Annotated in this window: 19 protein-coding genes; 11 read left to right on the forward strand and 8 right to left on the reverse strand. The window is 34.1% G+C overall.

Translation table 11 applies throughout. The features are described 5' to 3' along the window. Window positions 1–67: 67 nt before the first annotated feature. Window positions 68–631: an L-threonylcarbamoyladenylate synthase gene (locus DF185_RS13490; RefSeq protein ID WP_110361268.1), complete on the reverse strand. Its 564-nt coding sequence runs from the start codon at window positions 629–631 to the stop codon at window positions 68–70. Between the two features lie 61 nt (window positions 632–692). Further along, a complete protein-coding gene (locus tag DF185_RS13495) occupies window positions 693–1511 on the reverse strand; it encodes a 2,3,4,5-tetrahydropyridine-2,6-dicarboxylate N-succinyltransferase (protein WP_110361269.1) in 819 nt (272 codons plus the stop codon). Window positions 1512–1699: 188 nt separating this feature from the next. Here DF185_RS13495 and DF185_RS13500 point away from each other — a divergent pair, with 188 nt between their 5' ends. From DF185_RS13500 to DF185_RS13520, 5 genes are all read left to right on the forward strand, one after another. Next, window positions 1700–2449, forward strand: coding sequence for a uracil-DNA glycosylase (locus DF185_RS13500; RefSeq protein ID WP_110361270.1), 750 nt, complete (start codon window positions 1700–1702; stop codon window positions 2447–2449). Window positions 2450–2552: 103 nt separating this feature from the next. After that, the gene (locus tag DF185_RS13505) at window positions 2553–3374 is read left to right on the forward strand and encodes a carboxypeptidase-like regulatory domain-containing protein (protein WP_165836033.1); all 822 of its coding nucleotides are present in this window, start codon (window positions 2553–2555) and stop codon (window positions 3372–3374) included. Between the two features lie 16 nt (window positions 3375–3390). Beyond that, window positions 3391–4260 (forward strand): carboxypeptidase-like regulatory domain-containing protein, encoded by an 870-nt coding sequence (locus DF185_RS13510; RefSeq protein ID WP_110361272.1) that lies wholly within the window; start codon window positions 3391–3393, stop codon window positions 4258–4260. Window positions 4261–4267: 7 nt separating this feature from the next. Beyond that, window positions 4268–5119: a carboxypeptidase-like regulatory domain-containing protein gene (locus DF185_RS13515; protein WP_110361273.1), complete on the forward strand. Its 852-nt coding sequence runs from the start codon at window positions 4268–4270 to the stop codon at window positions 5117–5119. Window position 5120: 1 nt separating this feature from the next. Next, window positions 5121–5942, forward strand: a complete 822-nt coding sequence (locus tag DF185_RS13520) for a carboxypeptidase-like regulatory domain-containing protein (RefSeq protein WP_110361274.1) — start codon at window positions 5121–5123, stop codon at window positions 5940–5942. On the opposite strand, the gene cls is transcribed toward DF185_RS13520, so the two are convergent. Further along, window positions 5926–7398, reverse strand: coding sequence for a cardiolipin synthase (gene cls / locus DF185_RS13525; RefSeq protein ID WP_110361275.1), 1473 nt, complete (start codon window positions 7396–7398; stop codon window positions 5926–5928). The two genes, DF185_RS13520 and cls, sit on opposite strands and share 17 nt — an antisense overlap. 98 nt (window positions 7399–7496) lie before the next feature. Here cls and prmC point away from each other — a divergent pair, with 98 nt between their 5' ends. The 4 genes from prmC to DF185_RS13545 all read left to right on the forward strand — a co-directional run bounded on the left by prmC (window position 7497) and on the right by DF185_RS13545 (window position 11054). After that, window positions 7497–8354, forward strand: a complete 858-nt coding sequence (gene prmC / locus DF185_RS13530) for a peptide chain release factor N(5)-glutamine methyltransferase (protein WP_110361276.1) — start codon at window positions 7497–7499, stop codon at window positions 8352–8354. Between the two features lie 55 nt (window positions 8355–8409). Further along, the gene (locus DF185_RS13535; protein ID WP_110361277.1) at window positions 8410–8898 is read left to right on the forward strand and encodes a regulatory protein RecX; all 489 of its coding nucleotides are present in this window, start codon (window positions 8410–8412) and stop codon (window positions 8896–8898) included. 86 nt (window positions 8899–8984) lie between these two features. Next, the gene (locus DF185_RS13540) at window positions 8985–10394 is read left to right on the forward strand and encodes an LPP20 family lipoprotein (RefSeq protein ID WP_110361278.1); all 1410 of its coding nucleotides are present in this window, start codon (window positions 8985–8987) and stop codon (window positions 10392–10394) included. Between the two features lie 63 nt (window positions 10395–10457). Continuing rightward, window positions 10458–11054, forward strand: coding sequence for an LPP20 family lipoprotein (locus DF185_RS13545; RefSeq protein WP_110361279.1), 597 nt, complete (start codon window positions 10458–10460; stop codon window positions 11052–11054). A gap of 121 nt (window positions 11055–11175) precedes the next feature. Here the strand turns inward: DF185_RS13545 and DF185_RS13550 are convergent, their stop codons facing one another. Further along, a complete protein-coding gene (locus tag DF185_RS13550) occupies window positions 11176–11916 on the reverse strand; it encodes a LytR/AlgR family response regulator transcription factor (RefSeq protein WP_110361280.1) in 741 nt (246 codons plus the stop codon). 250 nt (window positions 11917–12166) lie between these two features. Between DF185_RS13550 and DF185_RS13555 the strand changes: the two genes are divergently transcribed. Beyond that, complete coding sequence (locus DF185_RS13555) at window positions 12167–12829, forward strand: DNA-binding response regulator (RefSeq protein ID WP_110361281.1); 663 nt, start codon at window positions 12167–12169, stop codon at window positions 12827–12829. Window positions 12830–12936: 107 nt separating this feature from the next. On the opposite strand, the gene DF185_RS13560 is transcribed toward DF185_RS13555, so the two are convergent. Further along, window positions 12937–14766 carry a tetratricopeptide repeat-containing sensor histidine kinase gene (locus tag DF185_RS13560; RefSeq protein WP_110361282.1) on the reverse strand — a complete coding sequence of 610 codons (1830 nt, stop codon included), beginning with the start codon at window positions 14764–14766 and terminating at the stop codon, window positions 12937–12939. A gap of 77 nt (window positions 14767–14843) precedes the next feature. After that, complete coding sequence (locus tag DF185_RS13565; RefSeq protein WP_110361283.1) at window positions 14844–15218, reverse strand: hypothetical protein; 375 nt, start codon at window positions 15216–15218, stop codon at window positions 14844–14846. Window positions 15219–15535: 317 nt separating this feature from the next. Here DF185_RS13565 and DF185_RS13570 point away from each other — a divergent pair, with 317 nt between their 5' ends. Continuing rightward, window positions 15536–18586, forward strand: coding sequence for an NACHT domain-containing protein (locus DF185_RS13570; protein ID WP_110361284.1), 3051 nt, complete (start codon window positions 15536–15538; stop codon window positions 18584–18586). A 139-nt stretch (window positions 18587–18725) separates the two neighbouring features. Here the strand turns inward: DF185_RS13570 and DF185_RS13575 are convergent, their stop codons facing one another. Together DF185_RS13575 and DF185_RS13580 are read right to left on the reverse strand one after the other, a co-directional pair. Next, window positions 18726–19493, reverse strand: coding sequence for an MBL fold metallo-hydrolase (locus DF185_RS13575; protein WP_110361285.1), 768 nt, complete (start codon window positions 19491–19493; stop codon window positions 18726–18728). Then, window positions 19411–22503 (reverse strand): toll/interleukin-1 receptor domain-containing protein, encoded by a 3093-nt coding sequence (locus DF185_RS13580; protein WP_110361286.1) that lies wholly within the window; start codon window positions 22501–22503, stop codon window positions 19411–19413. Before DF185_RS13580 ends, DF185_RS13575 begins: the two co-directional genes overlap by 83 nt. Between the last annotated feature and the right edge of the window lie 308 nt (window positions 22504–22811).

The raw sequence follows: 22811 nt of genomic DNA on the forward strand, positions 1-22811 counted from the left end.
GAGGCAATGTTATTTTGTAAAAAGAAAACCTCTCAGATATTACAGTTTCTGAGAGGTTTTATATTGCCTATTTTCTTAGAATTTGGATTTCTCCTCCTACTCCTATCTTAATGATACTTGAAGCACTCGCTTTTTCAAAATCATCTTGTCGATACTCCACCACATAATCAACCAGCTCTTTCAATTCTTCATTGATTTCAGAAAAATTCGCAGGTGACGGATCTCCACTAATGTTAGCCGAAGTCGAAACGATTGGCTTTTTAAATCTTTGAATCAAATTCTGAGTAAACTCCTCATTCGAGATACGAATACCAATGGTTCCATCCGAATTAATCAAGTTAGGCGCCAGGTTTTTTGCTCCCGGATAAATCAATGTCATTGGTTTGTCGTTGGCCTCAATCAAATCCCAGGCAATCTCAGGAACCTCATCAACATATGAATTCAGTCTGTTAGGATTTTCCATCAACACCAACATTGCCTTACAATCCTCACGTTGTTTAATTTCATAAACCCTTTTTACTGCCTCTGCATTTGTTGCATCGCAGCCAATTCCCCAAATGGTATCGGTAGGATAAAGAATTACTCCTCCTGACTTTAAAACCTCTAGTGCTTTGTTAATGTCGTTGTTCATATTATTTGTATGTGGTAAAGGCGTAGCAATGCTACGCCTTTACATATCATCAATAAATTTACTATACTGCTACATTGTATTCACGCAGTGCATCATTCAAGGATGTTTTCAAGTCGGTTGATGGTTTACGCTTACCAATGATAAGTGCACAAGGGACTTGATACTCTCCTGCAGGGAATTTTTTGGTTCTGGTTCCTGGAATTACTACCGATCTTGCTGGAACAAAACCTGTATATTCCACTGGCTCTTCTCCGGTTACATCAATAATTTTAGTTGATTTTGTAAGCACAACATTTGCTCCAAGCACAACTTCTTTTTCAAGATGAACACCTTCTACCACGATACAACGAGATCCAATAAAACAGTTGTCTTCCACAATTACCGGAGAAGCTTGAATTGGTTCCAACACACCACCAATACCAACACCTCCACTCAAGTGAACATGCTTTCCAATTTGAGCACATGATCCAACAGTTGACCATGTATCTACCATAGTTCCCTCATCAACGTATGCGCCAATGTTTACATATGATGGCATCATCACTACATCTTTTGCAAGGAAGGCTCCGTAACGAGAAACTGCATGAGGTACAACACGAACTCCCAAATCGGCATAGTTGGTTTTCAATGCCATTTTATCGTGGAATTCGAATGGACCAACTTCTATGGTTTCCATTTTACGAATTGGGAAATAAAGAATCACTGCCTTTTTAACCCACTCGTTTACTTGCCAGCCTCCTTCAATTGGTTCTGCTGTGCGCAATTTTCCTTTGTCAAGAAGTTCAATTACTTCTTCTATATTTTTCTGCACTTCAGGTGAACTCAATAAAGATCTATCCTCCCAGGCAGACTCAATGCTTTGTTTAAGATTTTCGTACATATTCTTTTTTACTTGTAAAATTTTGGTTAATGCTCACAAAACTAGTTAAAAAGTAGAAAAGTCAAAATGTAGAAATGTCGAATAGTCAAAAAGTTGCAGACTTATTTTTCATCAGATAGATAATAGAAATAAAATGGTTGTATTAAAAATGAATCCGTATTACTTTTGGGCAAACAAATTATCAGAACATGCAAAATTCAATCTTCCTTACCAACTTAAACATTCACGAATCGTGGAATTCTTTTCTTACTGATGAAATTATTGATTTGATTAAGAGTATCGAATCATCCATTCAAATTGAAAGTGCTACACCTAAAAAAGAATTGGTTTTAAGATTTTTGGAGATGGATTTACATGCTATTCCTGTTGTGATTTTAGGACAAGATCCTTATCCACAAGAAGGTGTTGCAACGGGACGATCTTTCGAGGTCAATGGATTGAATTCGTGGTTCGATAAATTTAGGAATGTATCCTTAAAAAATATTCTTAGAAGCATTTACAAAGCTTATACAGCCGAAGAGTTGAAGTATTCTGAAATCCTAAAAAAATTAAATGAGGGAGATCGCTTACCAATGGAAGGTGATTTTAAGGTGCTACCTCCAAACCAATTGTTCCGTTATTGGTGGGAAAAAGAAAATGTACTTCTGCTAAATACTGCATTTACCTGTGAGATTGGCAATCCAAATTCTCATACCAAAATCTGGTCGAAGTTTACACAGAAGGTACTCAGTCATCTTGCTGATAATAACAAAAAAGCAGTTTGGTTTCTTTGGGGAAATAATGCACAAAAAATTGTTGCCGACATTCAAATTGAGAATAAAATAGAAACATCGCACCCAATGATGTGCTATCAAAGAGATAATGACATATTGTTTGGCAAAATAAATCCGTTTACCGAAACCAAAAATAAGGTAGATTGGTTAGGTCTGAACAAATAAGGTTGCGCTTAAATTCGGTTAAAGTGTGTTAAAAAATGTAACAATCGGTTTTTAAGATAAATGAGTGAGCTATATTTATCATTCATTATTTAATCGAAGAATCTTGAAAACTACAATCAGCACCATTTTTTTATTGCTTTTAACCATTGGCAATTCATTTTCGCAGGAACATAAAGACCAAACTTTTGTTGTTTCGGGAAAGGTAATTAACTCAGAAACCAAAGAAGGAATTTCATTTGCTCACGTAAATTTAGATGACACCTATTGGGGTGTTATTTGCGATAGCTTAGGCTTTTTTAGAATACGTGTTAATCCTGATCAGAAATTGAAAGTTACCTCTATGGGATATAAAGCACAATTGGTAGCTGTTCAAACTCCTAGCGTTGAAAACGAAATTTTCCAAGAAATTTACATGGAAAAAGAAAGCTATATGCTAAAAGAGGTACAAGTACATTCTTTTGGAACTTGGAATGATTTCAAAGAAAAGTTCGTAAAACAACAAATTGAAGAAGAGGAAAACATAGCTTCAACTTTTGATTTTGGAAGTTTAAAACTAGCCGAATCCGAAGCAAAAACTATGCGCCGTGGTGGTTTTGGCTTAAGCATGGGTTTTGGCAAAAAAAACAAAAGAGCGAAAGGCATGAAACCTCGAACCCCGATTGAAGAACTGCACGAAAGCTTATTTGCTCAAAAATACAATCGCAAGGTAGTTGCTGAAATCACAAAAGAAAATGGCAATCGCCTAGAGATTTTGATGAGATACATTAACTCCAGAGCCAGTTTTTCTTATCAGAGTAGCGATATGTACATCGTAAGACGAATAAAAGAATTGCATAAGGAATTTCTACAAGAAGACACTGATTTTCAAAACAACCTAAGCTACACAGATACACTGGGTAGAATCCAGAATCATCTAAGACCTTAAGCATAGCAACCCACTTATGATGAAACCAAACCCTAAATCTCTTATTTTAATTTGCTTCATTTTTATATCACTTACTAGTTCAGCACAAAATCTTTCTCAAGATTCCACAATTAGCATCTCCGGCTTGATTTTATCTGATAAAGAAAAAGAACCTATTGAGGATGCAATTATCACTATTAAACGAACTAGAAGAGGGGTAATTAGCGACAGTTCTGGAGTTTTTCATTTGCAAATCCTGCCCAAAGACACTTTGGTCATTAGTTCTATGGGTTTTGAAATGATACAATGGCCCGTACCTGCCATTTCAGATCCAAATTTTCCACCATTTTTCAAAATTTATTTAAAAAATCAGGCAGTTCCTTTAAAGGAAGTAAATGTATATGCACTGGGAACATGGGAAAATTTCAAAGAGGATTTTGTAAAATCTAAAACACCTCCCAAAGAAAATTTGGGAGAACGTTATAAGCTGAGTAAAGTTCAGCTGGAAGAAATTAAACAAAAAGAAATGGAAAGCTGTCCAGGGAATATAGTATCTGGTTTAATTGGACTAGGTATTAAACTAGGCAGTAAAATTTTTCCAAAAAAGAGAAAAACGCCACAACCTGTTTTCTCAAATGAACTAAAATACCTACACAAGCAAGTGCTCATGGAAAAATTTAACAGGAAAATAGTTAGCGATTTAACTGGCGAAACAGGAAAAACACTAGAAAAGCTTTATGCATACATATGTAAGAAATCACACTTTACCTATCTGTATAGTGAGTTAGATATTCAAACAAAAATTTTAGAACTTCACAAAGAGTTCATGCTAGACCCAGAAAAAGCAAATATTAGTATAGCAAAAATTGATACGATAAATAGAATACCTAACCATTTACGTCCTTAACTCCTCCATGAAAACCTTTTTTAATATCATAATCATACTTTTTCTATCTACGCTTTACTTTAGAGGATATTCTCAATCTTTTTTGCAGGATTCCACAATTAGCATCTCTGGTTTGATATTATCAGACAAACAGAAAGAGCCTATCGAAGATGCAATTATTACCATTAAAAGAACAAGAAGAGGTGTTATTAGCGACAGTTCTGGAGTTTTTCATATACAAATTCTACCAAAAGATACTTTGGTAATTAGTTCTATGGGTTTTGAAATGATACAATGGCCCGTACCTGCCATTTCAGATCCAAATTTTCCACCATTTTTCAAAATTTATTTAAAAAGTCAGGCAGTTCCTTTAAAGGAAGTAAACGTATATGCATTGGGAACTTATGAAGAATTCAAAGAAGAGTTCGTTAAGAAAAAACTTCCTCCAATGAAAAAGAAAGGAGAAGGCTTTAAACTAAGTGAAGCACAAATGCTTGAGATTAAACTAAAGGAACAGGCAAGAACACCACCTAATGTGGTTGCTGGTTTAGTTGGAATTGGGAAGAAAATATTCAAAAAGAAAAAGAAGCCTCAGCCTGTATTCTCAAGTGAGGTGAGCTTCTTGCATCAGCAAATGCTTCAAGAAAAGTTTAACCGGGAAATTGTTACCAACTTAACAGGCGAAACCGGTAATAAACTGGAACAACTTTATGCATACATATGCAAAAACTCAGACTTCACTTACCTTGACAGTGAATTAGATATACAAACAAAAATTTTAGAACTTTACAAAGAATATAAACTAGATCCTGAAAAGGCAAATTCTAGCTTATTACAACTTAATAAGGAAAACAAAATACCAAATCACCTGCGACCTTAATATGAAAATCTTTTTAAAATTCATACTCATTCTTTTCCTCTCTGCAGTTGCTTTTAAAGGCAATGCTCAATCTTTTCTGCAAGATTCAACTGTTAGTATATCTGGTTTAATCTATTCTTCGAAAAGCAATGAAGCAATTCCCAATGCTACCGTTACCATTAAAAGGTCGAGAAAAGGTGTTATTTGTGATAGCACCGGAGTCTTTCATTTGCAGATTCAAGAAAGGGATACTTTGGTGATTAGTGCTTTGGGTTATGAAATGAAAGAATGGCCTGTTCCTGTAATTTTAAACCCTGATTTTCCACCATTCTTTCGAATAAAACTGCAAGATATATCCTATCTGCTAAAAGAAATTGATATCTACGCTTTGGGGACTTGGGACGAATTTAAAGATGAATTTGTAAAAGCCAAAGTGAAGGAGAAAAACCCAATTAATAAGGATATTGGAAAACAATTGGCTCCATACAATACCAAAAAGCCTGATCCTGTTCCTGCCCAATATCGACCTAAGGTAGAGGGCAAAATGAATGTTCTGGATGCCATTTTTAGACCAACGGATTTTCTGCACAACAAGTTGAGTAAAAAAGAAAAAACCAAGAAAAAACTCAGTAAACTCATTAAATCGGAAAGCAAAAACAAAAAGATTGGCGCGAAATATAATGCTGAAATTGTATCGAATGCAACGGGATTAAAAGGGGATGAATTGGTAGCATTCATGGAATTTTGTGGAAAGAAAATTCATGTAACCGAGAATTCAAGTGATTATGATGTCATGAAACAAATTCTCGATCAGTATAAGGAATATACTAAAGCAAAGGAGTAAACAAACGAGCAATTGATTCCTGCATTTTTTGCTTCTTCGATCGGTGAATCCATTTCTCAAGAACGATTTCTTCACTTTGTTGCAAATCTTCTAAAAAGCGTTCTCGCAATTCCAAAGTTATTTTTTCATCGTAAATCAAAGCATTTACTTCAAAGTTCTGTTCAAAACTTCTCACATCCATATTGGCGGTTCCCACTGTTGACAGGATTCCATCCACCGTCATGATTTTACTGTGATTAAAACCTGCTTTGTAAAAATAGATTCTCACACCAGCTTCGAGCAATTCTTCTATGTACGACAAAGTTCCCCAATAAGTCATGAAAGAATCTGATTTATTTGGAATCAAAATTCGAACATCAACTCCACTCATGGCAGATGTTTTTAAGGCCATTAATATACTTCCGTTCGGCATGAAATAAGGCGATGAAATATATACATTTCGTTTTGCCGAAGTAATTGCCGAAAAGTAAGCTTGCATAATACTTGCCCAATCAGAATCGGCACCAGAAGCAGTTATTTGTAGCAGACATCTCTCTTTGGCTTTTTTATAGGGTAGGTATTTCTCATTGATCAAAACCTCCTGACGAACAAAATACCAATCGATCAAAAAAACAATTTGTAAACTTGAAGCCGACTCTCCCGTCACCTTTAAGTGTGTATCTCTCCAAATACCGATGTCAGGAATTCCATTGAGATAACGATCAGCAAAATTCAAACCTCCAACAAAAGCGGTAGTACCATCAATCACGATAATTTTGCGATGATTGCGATAGTTTACCCTACTGGTTAATATAGGAAATCGAACGGGTAAAAAAGCCTGGACTTTTACACCTGCCTCTTCCAAAGTTTCCACAAACTGTTTACTCAGCTTCCAACTGCCTACATCATCGTAAATTACTCGTACTTCTACTCCACTTTGTGCTTTTTCCACCAATATTTCAAGCAATTCAGAAGCCAACTCACCATCTTCTATGATGTAATATTCCAAATGGATATGATCCTTTGCTTTTCGCAAGGATTTAAAAATTTCTGAGAAAGTTTCCTTGCCGTCATTCAAGACTGTCACCTTGTTATAACCACTCAGTAAAGCCTTGGAATTATTCAACAACAAAGTCATGATGTTTTTCTTCTCATGGATGCGCTCATCTTTCAAGAAACGGCTTTTATCCAAACGAAGTTTTTGATCCTGACTCATCACCTGCAACCATTTTAAATCTCCCAAACCTTTCATGCTAAACATTTTTCGTTTGCGGAAACTTTGTCCAAAAACCAGGTAAACCACAAAACCAAAAACCGGGAGAAATATCAAAACCAAAGTCCACGATATGGTTTTTAAAGGACTTCTATTCTCAAGCAGAACAATGATAATGGTAGTAATAATGGTTAGAGCATAAAGAATACTTAAGGCTCCAAACAACTGTATCCAAAAATCTGACCAATTAATTGATAGTAACATAAATCTATGAGAATAGAAGATTTGTATCTTTGCTTTTAAATTCGCTTTGCAATGCCTGAATATAACTCAGAAATTCAAAGAAAAATCATGCAGAACAAATGAGTCAATTAAACAACATACAATCTACAATAAATTACATAAAAAAAGAACTTGAAAGCATTTATAGTTCGCGAGAAAGTGAAAGTATTGCTTATATTTTGCTTGAAGAGCTTCTGAATTACTCACGAACTCAAATTCAACTGAATAAAACGGAGTCCATTCAAGATGATCAATTCGCAAAAGTAAAAGAATACATTGCAGATTTGAAAGACAATAAACCGATTCAATATGTTTTAGGCGAAGCTGATTTTTATGAACTAAAATTCAAAGTAAATCGACACACATTAATACCAAGACCTGAAACAGAAGAGTTGGTTCATGCCATTATAAATGAAAATAAGGAAGCCAACCTGAATATTCTGGATATTGGAACAGGAAGCGGCTGTATTCCCATTTGCCTTGCCAAACATCTTACAAACGCAAATGTTAGTAGCGTTGATATTTCACCAGAAGCCATTCAAACTGCTACAAAAAATGCTAAGCGAAATAAAGTTCAGGTTATATTTGATGAAAGAGACATCCTTAATTGGGAAATTTATGAGTGGGAACAATTGGATATCATTGTAAGTAATCCACCATATGTAACCAATGCTGAAAAGGAAAAAATGGAGAAAAATGTATTGGACTTTGAGCCGCACACAGCTCTTTTTGTGAGCGATCATGACCCATTAATTTTTTACCGAAGAATAGCAGAATTAGCACAAGATCATCTGAAAAAAGGAGGAAGACTGTACTTTGAAATCAACGAAAATTTGGGGAGAGAAATGACAGTATTGCTAGAGCAAAAAGGATTTTCCAGCATACAAGTTCGAAAAGACATTAATGGCAAAGACAGAATGATGTCGGCAATAAAATAATTTTATAATGTAGTGACGTAGCATTGCTAAGTCTTTACAAATCACTCAAAAAGCAATGTATAAAAAAAAGCCCACCCAAATAAGTTCCAAGGCAGCTCTTTCAAAAGTTCAATTTATTTGTAGCAAACAAGAAAAATGCTGCAGCGATATTCGTAAAAAATTACAAGATTGGAACATCTCTGCCGATGATCAGGATGAAATCATAAGCTCCTTAATCGAAGACAAGTTTATCGATGAAAGCAGATTTACCAACTTTTTTGTACGCGATAAATATCGTTTTAACAAATGGGGAAGAATAAAAATATCATACCACTTAAAGCACAAACAAATCCCGGAAAGAATCATAAATGAAGCCCTGGAACAGATTAACGATCAGGAATACAAAGAAAATCTTCAGGATCTTTTACAGTCGAAATTGCGAAGCCTAAAAGATGATGATCCATATCAGTTAAAGACAAAAATGTATCGCTTTGCACAAAGCCGAGGATTTGAATCTCAATTGTCTTTAAATCTTATTGATGACTTGCTCTCAGAATTAAAATAAAACTTTAAATTTACTTTTGGCAAGCTTATTGTTAAGGAATGTTTATCTTTAATTTTGCTATCTAATATTACATTAAACCTATACAAATGATAAAAACTCTACGCACGACTCTCAATTTTTCATTGATAATACTCTTGCTTATTGGTTGTTCGGCACAACAAGGTATGGCAAAGAGAAGACCTCCAAAGTGGGTTAAAGAAAGACCTATTACTCCTGATTACTATGTGGGTATTTCGGTAGTTAAAAAGGACGATTCAAAAACAAATTACATACAATTGGCCAAAAATCAGGCTTTACACGATTTGTGTTCCGAGATATCGGTAAACATTTCTGCCAACTCAGTTCTTCAACAATTCGAAGATGAAACTGCCTTTCGTGAGGAATTTCAATCGGAAGTTAGAACCTCATTAATGGAAGAATTGGAAGGATATGAAATTGTTGGAACTTGGGACAACAAAAGGGGAAATGAATATTGGGTTTACTATCGTTTATCGAAATCGCAATACGAATTACAGAAGCGATTGAAATTGAACAAAGCCAAAAAATTGGCTCAGAACTTCTTCGAACAAGGAAAAATGAGCGAAGAAAAATTAGAAATCTTCCAGGCTTTAAATTACTATGCTAAAGCCCTTGATGCCATTAAGAAACATTTGGACGAAGACTTGTCGGTAATGACTTTTAAAGGAAGAATAAACCTAGGTACCGATATCTACAACTCCATTCAGAATATTTTTAAGAGAACACAATTAACTCCCGATAGAAAGACAATAAAAATTGAAATTTCAACATCGCAAAAAGAACCTATTTTGGTGAAAGCAGAATGGTTGGGAGAAAGTGGAAACAGTTTAATTCCTAATCTTCCTCTAGAGATCGATTTCTCGAAAGGTGAAGGGGTTTTAAACAACAAGGTTAGCACCGACGAATTTGGTTATGCAGCTTCGAAACTTTCAAAAGTAACTTCGAAAATGAAATTACAGGAAATCGAAGTTGGCCTAGATTTAAGTTCCATTCTAGATGAAGAATTGGAAAATTATCAGCTAAACAAACTGTTCTTTACGCCAGAATCGGCTCCAAAAAGCAAAATCATCATCAATGTTGAGCGTTTAAAAGCATATTTAAACTTTAGCGAAAAGATATTTGGAAAGGATTCGAATCGTGAGATTCTGAAGAACAACATGAAGAAAGAACTATCGGAAAATTTCTTCTCGTTTACCAACGATAAAGAGAAGGCCAAAGTTTTTCTTAAAATCAATACCAATGTTACCAAAGGCGAAGTAAAGGAAGGCAGAAACTACAAAGTATTCATTGTATATCTTGACTGTTTCTTCTCTTTGACTGATGCTAAGAGTGGCATGGAAATATTTAATGATGCGATATATGAAGTGAAAGGAATGAAACCAATCAGCTACGACTATGCCGTAAAAGAAGCATACGAACAAGCTGTTGAAGAAATTCACAACGTCATTATTCCAAAATTGAATCAACTGGACTTATAATAATTAATAATGAACAATTGGTAATGAGTAATTAATTGCCTTATTACCTCAAAACAAGAAAAGATGAAAACAAGAAAATTACAATCATTATTCCTTGGTTTAGGAGTTTTATTAGCTGCAGGGTTAAGTTCATGTGGATCTGCTGAAAAAGCAGTTTCTACCAAAGCACAAGGCGAAGAGCTTATCGAAGTTTATTGTACTGGTCCTGATTACCAAAGTGACAAAAACCACTTTAGAGCTTCTGCTATTGGCGAGAGTTTAGATCAAATGGTTTCTAAGAAAAAAGCTGGAACCAATGCTCGTGCCGAATTGGCAACTTTAATTCAATCTACTGTTCAAGGAACAATCGACAACTACGTAAATTCAACTGAATTGAACAATGTTGAACAAGTGGAAGAACGTTTTGAAGGTTTAACTCGCGAAGTAATCAACCAACAATTGAACAACATTAAGGTGATCTGCGAAAAGCAAACCAGAACTGCTCAAAACAAATACAAAACTTACATCGCTCTTGAAATGAGTGCTAAAGATTTGGAAGAAGCAATCAACCAAAAATTATCGCAAGACGACAAGTTGAAAGTTGATTACGATTACGAAAAGTTCAAGAAAACTTTCGAAGAAGAAATGCAAAAATTACAAGCTCAACAAAGAGGTTTCTAAAACCTTTCAATGTATAAATGAAAACAGCGCATGGAATTATTCATGCGCTGTTTTTTTTGTAGTAGTAGGATGGTGATATTCACCTATGATTCCATTTTAAATACCTATCAGCATGAATTAGTCAATTCAATACTCTTGATAATTCCTGAACCCGATTAGGAGACATTGGAAGTTTATAAATTTCGCTATTACAAGACAGCAAACATTGCTTGTCTTTTCGGTTCACCGACTTCAAGTAATCCAGGTTGATTACTGCCGATCGGCCAATTCTGAAAAACACTTTGCTTGTTAATTGTTGCACCACGCTTCCCAAAGTTGTGGAAGTGGTTAAGCTTGTGCCATCAACCAATTTGATATCGGTATAATTTCTATCGGCTTTGCAAAAAAGTATTTCCTCTGGTTTAATTACCTCGAAACCAACACGATTTTTAATGGTGACCCTCTTCTGTATTTGCAACTTTAGAAACAATTCTGTCATGCGTTGTTTCTCCATTTCTTCGTATTCCATGGTCAGAACACGATTCAAACAAAACTGCAAATCCTCAATGGAAATTGGCTTTAGCAAATAATCAACTGCCGAAGATCGGATGGCTTTAATGGCAAAGCTTTCATTTTTGGTTGTAATGGCAAAGTTTGGATGCTCTCCCAATTCCAATAAGCCATGAATTAACTCAAAACCATTTTCGTTTTTCAGATTTACCTCTAAAAAAACCAATTGTGGCTTGTGCAATACGTAAAGCAATAAAGCATCTTCAACGGTAGTAGAATGATAAACCTTGCATTCCGGTTCAATTTTACTTAGTTTCGATTTTAAATCTGCAATTTCCTTTTTGCAGTGATCTACGATTAAATAAACATTCATGGTCGGGACTTTTTAGTTTGATTTTCTATTGAAACAAAATTCCACATTTGTTTAAGCAAAAAAAATAACCCGAAGTAGTAGGTTTTGCACTTATGAAATGATCCTAGCCCGATTTTTAGATATCCAACACCCAATTTAAGTGATTAAAGTACAAGTTCTGTTTTTTCATAAAAATATGTATGCCAATGATCTTTTCAGAGAAAATAATTTCTATTTTCGATAATTATCTCATTAGCATATAACTTGTGATATGAACATTGTTGTAATCGAAGATCATCATTTACTAAAGAAGGCAAGTGCCGATCTATTGGCCAAAATGTATCCTGAAGCTCATATCGAAAGCTTTACTTATCCGTCGAAAGCCACAGCCTATATTCAAAATCGTGAAATCCATTTGATGTTGGTTGATTTTGATTACAATAGCATTAATGAGGATATTGTTTCGTTTGTAGCAGAGCTTAAGCAAAACAGAAAAGATCTTAAATGCATTGCTTATACCAACCACAAATTAAAAGTGATTTTAAAAGATCTGCTTAAGGCCAAATTTAACTCCTATTTAAACAAGGATGCGAAAATAGAGGACATTGTTTCGACCATTGATGCCGTAATGAACCAAGATTCGGATGTTTTTTATGAATCTCCATCCTACTTGAAATACAAACAGACCGTTGAAGAAGAGAAACAGAAATTCTTCATTTCTGATTTCGAAAAACAAAAATCGCTTACCAAAACCGAATTAAAGGTAACAAAAGCCACTTCTGAAAACAGTAGCGATAGTAACGAACAATTGGCAAACAAACTGGGAATTACACTCAATACCTTAAAAAAACACCTTAGCAATATCTATCGCAAGTTGGATATCAAAAGCAAGGATGGCTTAAAGCATTTTCATGATAGAGTGAAGGAGAATTAGTAAACTTTCAGATGACAGGGCTAACGCCCCTGATTGTAGGTGATGTTCGTTCAACTGAACATTTGTGCCAAATTGTGTGCTTTTGTGAACAAACACTACAGTTCCAACTACACCGTTAAATGAAAAGAAACCCCATTGCCCGGAGAGGTTTGCCAATCCAGTTTTCCTGAGAGCAACTCTACCCGCTCCTGAATATTGATTAGGCCATTTCCTTTTTTAGCCTCTTTCAGGTCGAAGCCCATGCCATTGTCTGAGTAATCAAGGCGTACTTTGTTTTGCAATCGTGAAAAGCTGATTACAATAGAAGATGCATTGCCGTGTTTTAAACTATTGGTTTTTAATTCCTGAACAATGCGAATCAAGTTGATTTTTTTCTCATAGTCATCAATTTCGAAGCCATCGGGAACATATATTTTCAGATCAATATCTTCGGGAAAATGATCCAATTGCAAGGAATCCGACAAGGCATCGCGGAATTCCTGATTGGCAATGGCCGTCATGTTCAGTTGGTGAGAAATGCCTCTCACCTCATCACTTACTTGTCGCAACTGATCTACAAAGCTCTCCCCCACACTTTCCTTCTCCATGCTTCGGCACAAATAAGTCAGGCTGCCAGAGATAGAATCATGCAGTTCCATTCCCAGTTTGGTGCACTCCCTGTTCGATGCGGCTACTCTTTCCTTTAAGATTCTCGTTTTTTGGCGCTGCTTTACAAAGAAACCAATAGGCAAAAGTGAAAACAGAAACACCCCAAGTACAATCTTCATATAGAAACTTTCATTTGCTTTGGCTTCGTTCTGAACATGTAGGACTTTTATTTCCATATCCTTTTCACGAGTTTGGTAGCGAACTTCCATTTCGTTGATACTTTTCATGCTCTCCATGCTGAAAATACTGTCTTTAATGCTGATGTACCTGTCGTAATAAGCCAAGGCTTCTTTTCCTTTGTTTTGGGCGGCGTAGAGGTTTTTCATTCGCAACATTACCTCTTTTTGTAAATCCAAGGCACCTATCAATTCAGCCTTCTCATGAGCTTGCTGCAAAAACAATTTCGATTGTGAAAAATTATTTTTGTAAACGAACATCTCTCCCAATAAAAAACAACTCGTAATTTCCAGTTCTTTATTGTTAGATTCCCGACTGTATTTCAATGCTTTCTTTAAACTGCTTTCGGCATTTATAAAATCATTCAATTTCATTTGAACTTCGCCCACATTAAGATAAGCAGATGACAAATATCTTTTATCTCCCAATTCAAGTTTAAGATTTAAGGCCTCATTAAAATACAATAGAGCTTTTGAAAAGTTCTTTTGTTCCTTGTATACATTTCCAATATTGTTTAATACGCCTACAATTCCTTTCTTATAGTCCAAAATTCTACCAATCCGTAAGGACTTCTGATAATAAGAAAGAGCTTCTTCGTAATTCTTCTGTAGTTTTTTTATAATTCCAAATTCATTATAACAACGCAAAAGTTCTTTATCTTTTTGCAAGCTTTGCGCAATTTCCTTGTTTTTATGCAAATTACTCAATGCTGATTTGTAATCTCCCATCTTGCGATAAGCTTTACTTATATTTAAAAGTGCATTTAGCTTTGAGCTATTGGTATTCGAATTGTATTTCAATGATTTTTTGAAATATTCAATACTATTCTCGTAATTTGATCTTGAGGTTTCGAGCCCACCCAAATTATTCAAACTTACCACTACTAACTGAGTGTCTTGCGCTTGTGTAGCTCTTCTTTCCGATTCTAACAAGTATACATATGCACTATCGTAAGCATGTTGTTTCCATTGTTCAATGCCCAATGTAATTAACTTGATAATCTCTTCACGATCCGATTTATTTTCTGCTACAAGTGTTTTGGATATGAACAGGATAAATACACATACAATCAATTTGCAGAATAAAAATTTAGGCAGTAAATATTGTTTCATTGGGCTTAGCTGAAATTAAAAAAGAGAGCCATTTTCATGACCCTCGTAATTTATTAAAATTAATTGAATATACTCGTTTATTCCAAATTAATCGCTAGCTCTTCGCTAAATCCATCCTGATGATTTACGGTGATCAGATACTCCCCTGCTTTCTCCACCTCCAGGTAAAAAATACCATCCATATTTGATGTAGTCTCATCCATGGTTTCAAACTCGGGCATTGATTCCAATCTAACATTAGAACTGCTCTTAGTCTTTCCTTCAATGGTAATTGGCCAATCTGGTGCAATATCATCATCGTCACCATATTTTAAACTTGTTTTTACAATTTTTATTGAAATGGAACTTTGTGCTTCTTCCTGTCCAAAATCCTCAGATGAGTCATCGCAGCTATAAAGGCAAATTGTAAATAGGGCAATTAATAGCGAATAAAAAAATGTATTAGTTTTCATCTTGTTTTAATTTTATTGGTTAAAAATTATTGGTCACCTGTTTTTGACCTTTTCTTTTGGTTTAGCGCTTGATTTCAATTCGGATTGGTACCTTTATCTTCTTATCAATAAGTGCTAGTTTCAATTGATCGGCTAACAATAAATTCTTACTTTTACATGTTCCCGGGTTTGTTCGGTAAGTCTCTTTCGTTTTGCTTCACACCACGATTTTACATGTGTATTTTGGTGTATGTATTTGTGTATAGGGTGTAAGTAAAAGAGGAAGGCAAATACACAGGGATACACTAGCAGATACACATAAAAAATTTTGGAGAAACATGAATTTGAAGGAACGAATCGACAGAATTAAGCACTCTTCTCTTAACCCTAATCGCTCTAACGAGCAAGAAAAAGTTTATAGCAATAGCAGTATTCGAAAGGATGTTGTAAACTATTTGAAAGATCTGGAAACAGAAGATTACCGCTTAACTGATAGTGCGCACTTCTATAGAATGCTTAAAAACCTACAGGAAGACAAGGCCCGGGCTATTGTGGTTTTAGCTTCGAATTATGAAGATCAAATTCAGGAAGGGATACTGGCTTGTTTGGACAGACAGAAGTTTAGAAGTGCTGTATATGTTCTGGATCCAAATCATACAAGTGAAAGTTACGATGAACGAATTGTTGAATTTGTTGAGCTTTTCTATGGCATTGCATCCCAACAAAACAAAGTAGAAATAGCACAAAACAAAAAAAGCACGAAACTGGCTGAGCATTATGAAAATGAATTCGTGACAATTAGGAATGCCCGCGAAACGGTAAGTCAGTTTTTTATGAATTGCCAAAATAGCAAGCAGGAGAATTACTTTGAGTCTATTGATACAATAGAAAATATTCAGCAATTGTTGATTTCGAAAAGGGCAATTGCCATTGCGGGGAATCCCTTTTCTGGAAAATCGAAAGTTGCCAAGGCCATTTGTAAAAGCTGGGCAAAGCAGAGAGAAATTCAATTCCAGCTACCCATTTATGTTGATGCTGCACAGCTGATTGACCAGGAACTTGATGCTTACCTGTTGATTAAATATCCTTCTATTTTTGAGAACTACAACAGCATTCAAAATCTGTTAACTCAATCATCCTTTAAATTAATTATCGACAATTACCACTGCTTAAGCAATAGCAAACAGCAGCATTTACAGAAGGTACTTAAAGAGCTCAACCAGCAGAGTTACCTAGTGTTTACAAGGATTTCGAACCAGTACTTGCTGCAAAATCATTATTCAATTCAACACAGCATTCCTGATCAATCGCCTTATATTGGTCGTACGCATGATACTGTTTATGATGTGCAACGCATCCACTTTGAAAATCAATTTGAAGATGGTGAATTGAAGAAAGATATGTCTGAAAAGCAAAAGCATGACTTTTTACAGGAAGTTGCCAAGCTGGCGTATCAAATGCTTAGGGATGGGCAATTTCATATGGAAGCTCAGAATTCTACATTGGAAAATGAGATGATTCGGTATGGAATTGGCGTAATTAAAAACAAAAACTCCAAGAATTACTTTCATTTCAAAAACCTGAATTTACAATACTACTTTGCCTGTAGGTTAATTGGGAAAAACCTTAGCGAAGCATCCTTTCTTTCTTTAATGAAGAATGAAAATCTGCACGATTTTGGTAACATGCTACTGGCTTTTAAATCCTATTATTGCGGAAAAAGCGTGTTTATCAACAATATATTGAACTCACAGCTGGAAGTGTGTAAAAAGCATCCGAACCTAAGCAATCAAAGAAGATTTCTTACCTACCTGTCGAAAATAGATGTTGATACGTTGGCAACAGAAAAACATGAAATGCAGGTTTTTGAATTGCTTGACTTTCTGCAAATATTTCAATCGGGATGGCAGCAACAAATTACTGATGATTTAAAAATTATTTACGGCAAATTACAATCTGATTTTCAGAATAAATTCAAAAACTCCTTTGTAAAACAGTTAAAAGAAATCATTGAGGCATGTCTTACAAACTATTCGAGGGAGAACTTCGATGTACTCCCATTGTTTTTCGAAATGGTAAAAACAATGGAATGGTACAAAAGCAAGAAGTTTATTACCAAGCTGTCTGAAATTTATATTGAAATCCTTCAATCTGTCAGTGAAAACAGATCAACTTACCACCCTCAGCTTTATGGGAATTTATACTCCTGCTTTGGGGAATTGGTAAAACAGTTCAAGCTCCTGGACTATACAGAAATTAAAAATATTCGAAACACTATTCAAGAAGCAAGTAATTCGCTTAGCGGATTTGTGAAATATTGGGCCGATAGCAGCCTACAGTATCTTAAATCGGATGAATTTCTATTGGCGCATTGCGATGTAATTGAGAATGATTTTCACACGCGCTTGGATCATTCAAATGATGATTTAAGTGATTGGGTAGACATTTGCTGTTTGCTTGCTCAAAAGCATCAGTTCAGCGAGATTCACAATAAAGAGCGCATTAAAAAGGAAATTAATATTTGCTACGATCTGTTACTGGATCAGCGAGGCAAAGGGCACTTTTCACTCCAGCTTGAAGAGCGATTGTATGGGGCTTATTTGATGTTGAGACTGCAATGTGTACCTACAAGTCTTCGTTTTTGCGAAAAAATTCAGCAACTCAACGTTTCCTATTGGGAAGAACAGGCCATTGATGAATTGATTCAGGCTTGCATTAAAGATGATAGCAATGCCAATAACGATTTCATTACCCTTTTCATTAAAATATGTGAGAGCAAATCCATTCCTTATAAGTACTTGCCTGAATATCTGAAAAAAATTGAGGATCGCATGCATGCCGTTCCTCATGCCGAAAAGGAATTGGAATTCTATCAGCAACTCATTATTGAAGTTGCCAAATACGACTCCACGAACAATTATATACTTAGCCTGCTTTTAAGCTTCGATTTTAAGAAATACAAAGAGTTGAGAAGTAATATTTTACTGGAGATCATGAAGGACAGCAGTTTTCATTCTAGCGAAATTTGGTCGGAACTAAAAGATTATGCCAATATTAGGCAGCACCAAAAGCAAGTTCTTGAAATAATCTCTCAGGAAGCATTGATTAATGAGACAAGAAACCTGGAGCATTTGGTTATTGTTTGGGAGCGAATATTGAGCAGAGATAATAGTCCAAAAATGAGAGAGCCATTAAAATTATTCTTAACTAAGGCCAAAACAACACAATTTGATTTATCTAAAGATTTTTTAGAGCTTGTAAGCGATATATTGAATAATGAAGAAATAGATTCTATTTTTGATAATAAGGAGATCGATACAAATTGCATCTCAACAAATAAGAAAAAACTTAAGGAGATAATAGATAAAAATACATACTGCTTTATCTAGATGAAGATTATGCTTAAATCGATATAAATCATTCTAAACCTTTAAAAACACTAATCTCAAATAGAAAACTTAAAGAAAATACTCTCTACTTTTATTGAGTATTTTCTTTAAATTATATTTGAGTCAAACGTTCACACATCTATTTCGCAAAATTAAACACTTCAAAATCTGTTGCCATTTGAAAATTATCTCTATCATCAATAATTTGAGCAATTTTCTTCTCTGTTTCTAAACACCAATTGGGATTTATGTGAATTAATCGTATACTTTGTTCTTTATTTTTGGATACTATTCTTAGTAACTCTTCAAGAGATGAGTGCTTTCCCGTACATTCTTCTTCATATAAATCCCAGCATTCATGAAGTACTAGTTTACAGTCCTTAGAATGTAAAAATGTTTCTTTCTTAACAGCAGTATCAGTAGCATAGTATAAATCGTTGTTTAATTTTATTCCGAAAGAAGGAGAAGAATGAGATTGTAAATATACTTCTAAACTAATTTCGTTTATTTTAAATTGATTATCAGGAAAATCTTTTATTTCAACATGTTCCGTTAATGAGTCAATTCTTCTTGAGAAATAATCGCCGCCTATAATTGTGGAAAGTATCTGTTTACATCCTGCATTATAGTATGGTGCCCCAGGTCCCCAAATGATTATTTTTTGATCATTTCTTACCCAATTCAATAAAAATGAAAGTCCAATGATATGATCAAGATGATAATGACTTAAAACGATGTTTATTTCATCATAGTCTTTTATAATATCAGAATAATCAAATAAATTTGACATACCTGAACCTGCATCCAGAAACAATAATGTTTTTTCAGTTCGAAATAAATAACAACAAGTTTCCCTTTTCGGTGTTGGAATCCAACCTCCACTTCCCAGTATAATTAATTCTTTCATTGTTTAAAATATTAGAAAAAATATAAGTTATAACGTGTTTTGCCCATATTTTATGTTGATCAAACTTCCCTATCTCTATCTTTTCAATTCTAGGGTTTTGAATTTGTCTAATTAACTTTTCAATTATTGTAGCTTCAAGAAGTTCAATAATTGCTTCCAGCTTTGTGTATACTTTTATAGATCTTTTTATATGGTTCACAGCAATTGGCAGTAAGCTATCATCTCCAGTATCATTATATTTTCTCAACAATGCTACTGCTGAAAAATAATCTACAGCTCCACTATCGTATTGATTTCTTACTATTTTTTTAGAATCTGAAAGTAAATGTAGAGCTTTCTTCCAATTACCTATACCTGTTTCTAATTGAGCTGAATTGTATAAAAATCTCACAAAATATCTATTTCTGATTTGAATACTATCATATATTTCTTTTGTGTAAGCAAGCAGTTCTTTCGCCTTTTTAAAATCTGAATTCCAGATATAAGCTTCAGCAGATAACCTGTGATATTCAGCAAGAAACATTCTTACACTAACCTGTAAATCTGCTCTTTGCTTCACTTGTTCATCCAAATAAAGACGAAGTGCTTCTATACCATTTTCATTATTTAAAAATGCACTTTTAAAATTCCCTTCATGATAATCTAATTTGGCCATACTCATATAACCAATAGATTTTTGGTAGTTATCATTCAGATCATTCGCTATTTTTATGGTACGATAATAAGCTTGTTTTGCTAAATTGAAATCTCCTATTTTTCTTAGGCACATACCTAGAACTTCACATATTTGACAAACAACAAATGTACATTCCTTTTCTATCTCATATTGAATACAAGACACTAATTTGATTACTTTTCGGTAATCTTCATGTAAATAGTAATAATATAATATAGCAGTTTGTTCTCCTCTAGAAATATTTTGAAAAGATATATTATCCAATGCAGCACTAAACCCCATTTCTTTAAGATCTAAATAAAAACCATAATCCATTAAATATCGTCGATTGTTACTTAATATTTGTTTAAACAATCCACTTTGAAATATAATATGTGTTTTAGAGTTGGACGAATTAAATATTCCCTTTAGATCTTTAAAAAATAACTGAATCGTATTGTCAAACCCAAATAATCTGATTCTTTCTTCAAATAACACATTGCTATTCAATATTTCACAAGCCTTGTTTATATTTCCTGCACAAACTATATGTTGTATAATAAATTTAAGAATGTACTCATTCTGATAATTATCATTATTAAATCGACACATAGCCCAATCAGCTATCATTGTATGCCCCTCCTTTATACTGATGTAAAAATCAGATTTTCTATCATTGGTAAGCCAATCTGAAATAGATTTATGAAAAGGTAGAATAGATTCATCTCTAAAAACAAAAAGAGCTCCAAAATCTTTTTTTAACTGAAGTATTCCCTCTTCATTGTATAGATGATCTGATTTAAGTATATCAGAAAAGATATTAAGGCTTAATGGAATATAACTCGCAACAATAATTCTCAATAATGGCGCAACTCTAATTCGATAATCTTTTAAATCTTCGAATCGTCTTTCAAAATAACTTTCATAAATACATTCCAAGCCATCAGGAAAATCATGAACATTATTAAAATCTAACTCCCCCTTAACAATCGAATTACAAACATATTCTGCATATAAGAAGTTCCCCTCTGATTTATTTATAATATTTTCAATCACAGAATTCATGGTCTGATCATCCAAATTAAGTTTTTGTAGATCTTTTCTAATATATAAAGAGACATCTGCTATATTTTGGGGATCATTTGCATCAATAAAATATGGATTTAATTTACGAAACCATTTAGTAACTTCATTTACAGGTCTACTGGTAACAATAAGTTTGATCCAACTTGGTAACAGTCCAAAATTTAAACCGATAAATTTTGCCAGTTCATTTCTTCCATTTTCATCTGCGGATTCATCCAATGCATCTATTAAAATCACAACAGGTCGTTGCACTTCCTTAATTTGATTGAGAGGCTGAATCAATAATTCATTAAATATCGTTGAACTATTATTATTGGCTATTTCTGTTAAATTTAATCGAGCAATATAATTCCTATATTCTTCTAAATGGGTAGATAGAAAAAATGCTATTGACAAAACACATCTTTTGGGGTCGCTTGTAATTGTATTAGAATGTTGACACAAATGCCAAGCTCTTATTTCTTCAATAACACAGCAGGACAACCATAAGGAAATAGCTGTCTTTCCTACACCAGGACCTCCAGTTATCCAAAACACCTTAGAGCTTTTCTCATCTTCTAGCCATCTTTTGATATCCCTTAAAATCCATTGTCTACCAACAAAACTCTTTGTGTATCTCTGAATTTCAGCTTTAAAATGTATTGGTTTCAGTGCAGATTGCAATTTACAGAAACTGCCTTCAAAATCGAGATTTTCATTTTCCAATGCCTCAATTAAAGCTTTTTCTTTTTCCTCAAAAGATGCCTTATGGACATCAAAATCAACACCTATTAAGTCAATCCATTGAATTCGAGCAATTGAAAGCGGAGGTGTAAGATTTGCTAATTTAATTGGTAGTATAAAAACTTCATTTGAAACTGCAACTGAGAGCTCATTTAAACAGTATCCATTAGGCCTGCGAACCGCGTGTGGACACATTAAAAACAAGAAACAGCTGTTCGGCTTATTTATAATTAACTTATTTAGGGCAGCTTCGATATCAATTTCCCAATCATTACCTGCTTTAAGCTCATGATCAATCCAAACTTTATGACCTCGCTTTTCTAAATCATCCTTCAAGCGACAAGCGATTTTGCCAAATTGATCATGACCGTATGAAATAAATATATTTCGGGAAGGAAATTTTACTTTTTTTTGTTGATTTTTTTCCAGGATGACACCTTCTTCAAAAACGAAATCACAATCATCACAAATCCAGTTTGCTTTTTTCTTACGGTAATGAATTTCATCACTCTTACATTTAGGACACACAGGATTAGAGTTGTTCATGTTAGTTTATCTTTGATAATGGTTAATTCGTATTTACAAATTTATAGATATTATCTTGTAAAGTTTTTTATCTATTTTACCATAAGCTTTTAGGAGAAAATAAATTTGCTCCATAGAAATAGTTATTGTCAAGTAAATATTTCTTATTCTTGTATACTAATCAGCAATAGCTTATATCAGCATAACATTCAAGAATCATATCGCTATCTGATTTTTCTTTCAATAAGGTTAATACGTTTTCATTAAGCAATCCATATTATTCATACTTATTCCATTGACACTCCCTATAAAATCATTCCACATCAAAG

The sequence above is a fragment of the Marinifilum breve genome (genome assembly GCF_003202155.1).
In the GTDB taxonomy this organism is placed as follows: Bacteria; Bacteroidota; Bacteroidia; order Bacteroidales; family Marinifilaceae; genus Marinifilum; species Marinifilum breve.

Bases quoted from the DNA above. Each gene is read 5' to 3' on its own strand.
- DF185_RS13545 (WP_110361279.1), top strand. From the start codon at position 10,458: ATGAAAACAAGAAAATTACAATCATTATTCCTTGGTTTAGGAGTTTTA.
- DF185_RS13575 (WP_110361285.1), bottom strand. From the start codon at position 19,493: ATGAAAGAATTAATTATACTGGGAAGTGGAGGTTGGATTCCAACACCG.
- DF185_RS13520 (WP_110361274.1), top strand. From the start codon at position 5,121: ATGAAAATCTTTTTAAAATTCATACTCATTCTTTTCCTCTCTGCAGTT.
- cls (WP_110361275.1), bottom strand. From the start codon at position 7,398: ATGTTACTATCAATTAATTGGTCAGATTTTTGGATACAGTTGTTTGGA.
- DF185_RS13570 (WP_110361284.1), top strand. From the start codon at position 15,536: ATGAATTTGAAGGAACGAATCGACAGAATTAAGCACTCTTCTCTTAAC.
- DF185_RS13500 (WP_110361270.1), top strand. From the start codon at position 1,700: ATGCAAAATTCAATCTTCCTTACCAACTTAAACATTCACGAATCGTGG.
- prmC (WP_110361276.1), top strand. From the start codon at position 7,497: ATGAGTCAATTAAACAACATACAATCTACAATAAATTACATAAAAAAA.
- DF185_RS13560 (WP_110361282.1), bottom strand. From the start codon at position 14,766: ATGAAACAATATTTACTGCCTAAATTTTTATTCTGCAAATTGATTGTA.
- DF185_RS13510 (WP_110361272.1), top strand. From the start codon at position 3,391: ATGATGAAACCAAACCCTAAATCTCTTATTTTAATTTGCTTCATTTTT.
- DF185_RS13490 (WP_110361268.1), bottom strand. From the start codon at position 631: ATGAACAACGACATTAACAAAGCACTAGAGGTTTTAAAGTCAGGAGGA.
- DF185_RS13495 (WP_110361269.1), bottom strand. From the start codon at position 1,511: ATGTACGAAAATCTTAAACAAAGCATTGAGTCTGCCTGGGAGGATAGA.
- DF185_RS13580 (WP_110361286.1), bottom strand. From the start codon at position 22,503: ATGAACAACTCTAATCCTGTGTGTCCTAAATGTAAGAGTGATGAAATT.
- DF185_RS13565 (WP_110361283.1), bottom strand. From the start codon at position 15,218: ATGAAAACTAATACATTTTTTTATTCGCTATTAATTGCCCTATTTACA.
- DF185_RS13540 (WP_110361278.1), top strand. From the start codon at position 8,985: ATGATAAAAACTCTACGCACGACTCTCAATTTTTCATTGATAATACTC.
- DF185_RS13550 (WP_110361280.1), bottom strand. From the start codon at position 11,916: ATGAATGTTTATTTAATCGTAGATCACTGCAAAAAGGAAATTGCAGAT.
- DF185_RS13555 (WP_110361281.1), top strand. From the start codon at position 12,167: ATGAACATTGTTGTAATCGAAGATCATCATTTACTAAAGAAGGCAAGT.
- DF185_RS13515 (WP_110361273.1), top strand. From the start codon at position 4,268: ATGAAAACCTTTTTTAATATCATAATCATACTTTTTCTATCTACGCTT.
- DF185_RS13535 (WP_110361277.1), top strand. From the start codon at position 8,410: ATGTATAAAAAAAAGCCCACCCAAATAAGTTCCAAGGCAGCTCTTTCA.